This is a genomic window from Thermofilaceae archaeon, from assembly GCA_038731975.1.
Classification (GTDB): Archaea; Thermoproteota; Thermoprotei; order Thermofilales; family Thermofilaceae; genus JANXEW01.
In genome coordinates, this window is the sequence record JAVYQJ010000077.1 from 1 (window position 1) to 2,820 (window position 2,820).

The window sequence follows — 2,820 nt, forward strand, 5'->3', positions numbered from 1 at the left end:
ATACGTTCAGAATACCTACTCCAACAGTCACGAGACCAACTCGTAGGATTACAAACACGTATAATCCAGTGTTCGTTGGTAGGTTCGGTGGTGGACTGAGACTCCACGGGTTCGTATGATTTTTTAGTTTCTTCACCGGTTTTATCTTATGGACAAGAAAGTAGCTTTAGGATTGATCGGAGCAGCTGCGGTAGGCTTAGCAGTATATGAGTTAGAACAAGTGAAGGCTACCACATCACCAACTCCTACACCGACGCCGACACCTACCACGACTACCACGCCTACTACCTGTCCACCTGGTTACACGTTTGCGTCATCAATAGGACAATGCATACCTATATGCCCCTCAGGAGAGGTCTATGACATTCTTTCAGGTGAATGTGTACCTATATCGACGTCACCATCTGTTTCACCTTCGTACACTCCTCCGACTCCTACTCCTACACCTTCATCGACTCCTACACCAACACCTTCATACACACCACCTTCACCGTCTTACACACCACCTACACCAACTCCTACTCCAACGCCAACGCCTTCGTCGACGCCAACGCCGACACCCAGTACACCACCTTCAACACCAACTCCAACTCCGACACGGACCTCAACTCCTCCTATTTGTCCACCTGGCTTAACTTGGAACCCTCTCTTTGGGATATGTGTAATAGAACCTCCACCTACTCCAACGCCCACACCCACACCAACTAGTTGTCCACCCGGTTACGTTTGGGATCCAGTACTAGGCTGTGCAAAGAGACTGTATCCGTTCGCATGATTTTTTAGTTTCCTCACCGGTTTTATCTCATGGACAAGAAAATCGCTTTAGGATTGATCGGGGCGGCCGTAGCAGGCTTAGCCGTATACGAGGTAACAAAGACTAAGGCTACCACGACATCACCGTCGAGTATTTTGTCACCATCTTCGACACCAACTCCGACCACGATGAAACCAACCACGATGTCACCATTCACGTCACCACCGTACACGCTAAGAACGTCTACGTTCACTTCAACACCAATAATGACAGTAACATCAAGTACGATGATCACTTCAAGTACGACAGTGTACGTACCGACAAACGTCCTCGTTGTAGCGGTTGGGGGAGGTGGAGCAGGAGGTGGAACTATGGAAGGAACCGCATATGCAGGCAGGTCTGAGTGGTGGTCATGCCAGGCTGGCAACGGTGGTGACACTGTCGTAACTAACGGGAACCAAACGATCACGGCGGGTGGTGGTCAAGGCGGATGGTCAGGATACTACAACTACACTTTAAATGGCCCGCCTACAGGTGGCCGTGGTGGTGCTGGCGGTACAGGCTCGGCTTCTGTGAAATACTACCAGATCTTAAACGGAAACGCAGGCTCTGGTGGAGGATACGATACTGGAGGCTCTGGTGGGGCGATTCCCACAGGATATAACACCGCAATACAACAGGTACTAAGAGCAGCTGGTTACTCATCCACGTTCTCCTTATCGATACCATCTACTCCCGGGACTAACTCTAGAGGCGGTTCAGGTTATGGAGCTGGTGGCGGTGGTAATTCTGTTGGCTTAGGAGGCGGTGGTGGCGGCGGTTCCGGTGCGGTCGTGGTCGGACTAATGTCCTCAGGTACCTTGAACATCACAATAGGACAAGGTAGTCAGCAACTAGCTTCATGTGCCGAGTACAAGAACTCTTCCTACGCTTACGGTGCGCCCGGTATCGTCTACTTGATCCCACTTCCTGAATAAGCTTTTTTCCTCCCTCCACAACTCTATATTATGTCACTAAGCCCAACAACCTTACTACAGACTCAGTCGGTGTCCGTATCACCAGGTATGAACACGATACCGATAAACTACACAGTGAGCGGTTCAGGTTACCTAGCAGGTTACCTTCAAGTTATGTTGATAATACCGCCAAGTGCGTCGTCAAACATGTCCGCATACCTTATCATTAACTCAGCTCCCATCCCACTCCAGAACGTAGTGAACGTTATACCGATCAACGCGGGTGATACGATCAACGAGATCGTATTGAACAGCGTCAACTCGGCAACTGTTCCAGTGAAACTCTCTGCATGCCTTCTACCCATTACCGCGGCACCTACGGTGACCAGCACGCCTTTGAGCTATAGCCTAATACCGAGCCCAAACGCGATTACGGTCACTTCAAGTACGACAATGAACGTAGGGTCAAACGTCCTCGTGGTCGCTGTAGGTGGTGGTGGAGGTGGGGGAGGAAGCACTAGCGGTACTGTGCAGGCAGGTAACGGTGGTGACACGGTCGTAACTAACGGGAACCAAACGATCACGGCGGGTGGAGGTCAAGGCGGATGGTCAGGGAACTCATCGAGTAGCACGGATGAGGCTTGCATTGGCTGTTACTACGGCCCAGGCGGTCTCGGCGGACTCGGATCAGTATCTAACCTCTCATTTTACGTGATCTTGAACGGAAGTCCAGGGATAAATGGTTTTAATGGCAGTACTGGTAGTGGCGTTGCCAGTCCAACTTCTGTCGTATCACAAGTGCTAGCACAGTTTGGTCTTTCTTCAATATCCTTACCAGGTTTATCAGGTTACGGAAATGGTGGCAATATATCTGAGTACGGTGGTGGGGGAGGTAGCGGTGCCGTCGTTGTCGGGCTAATGTCACCAGGCACCTTGAACATCACGGTAGGAGGAGGCGGATCAGGAGCAAACGGTGGTTATAACGGTTCATCCGGCGTCGTCTACTTGATCCCACTATCTTACCTATAACCTGATGAGCAGGACTAGGTCAGGTTGTGCCACAGAAACGACCCGATCGTGGGGGCAAGATGAACTAAGCTTTTTTCCTCC

4 protein-coding genes are annotated in these 2,820 nt (G+C 50.8%); 3 read left to right on the forward strand and 1 reads right to left on the reverse strand.

The window, feature by feature from the left end:
- Positions 1-378 precede the first annotated feature (378 nt).
- The gene (locus QXF46_09600; GenBank protein ID MEM0227116.1) at positions 379-708 is read left to right on the forward strand and encodes a hypothetical protein; all 330 of its coding nucleotides are present in this window, start codon (positions 379-381) and stop codon (positions 706-708) included.
- 89 nt (positions 709-797) lie between these two features.
- Here the strand turns inward: QXF46_09600 and QXF46_09605 are convergent, their stop codons facing one another.
- Entirely contained in the window at positions 798-1,049 is a 252-nt protein-coding gene (locus tag QXF46_09605; protein MEM0227117.1) for a hypothetical protein, read from the reverse strand.
- Positions 1,050-1,244: 195 nt separating this feature from the next.
- Between QXF46_09605 and QXF46_09610 the strand changes: the two genes are divergently transcribed.
- On the forward strand, positions 1,245-1,418 hold the full coding sequence (locus tag QXF46_09610; GenBank protein ID MEM0227118.1) for a hypothetical protein: 174 nt from the start codon (positions 1,245-1,247) through the stop codon (positions 1,416-1,418).
- Positions 1,419-1,818: 400 nt separating this feature from the next.
- Positions 1,819-2,739 carry a hypothetical protein gene (locus tag QXF46_09615; protein MEM0227119.1) on the forward strand — a complete coding sequence of 307 codons (921 nt, stop codon included), beginning with the start codon at positions 1,819-1,821 and terminating at the stop codon, positions 2,737-2,739.
- Positions 2,740-2,820: the final 81 nt, after the last annotated feature.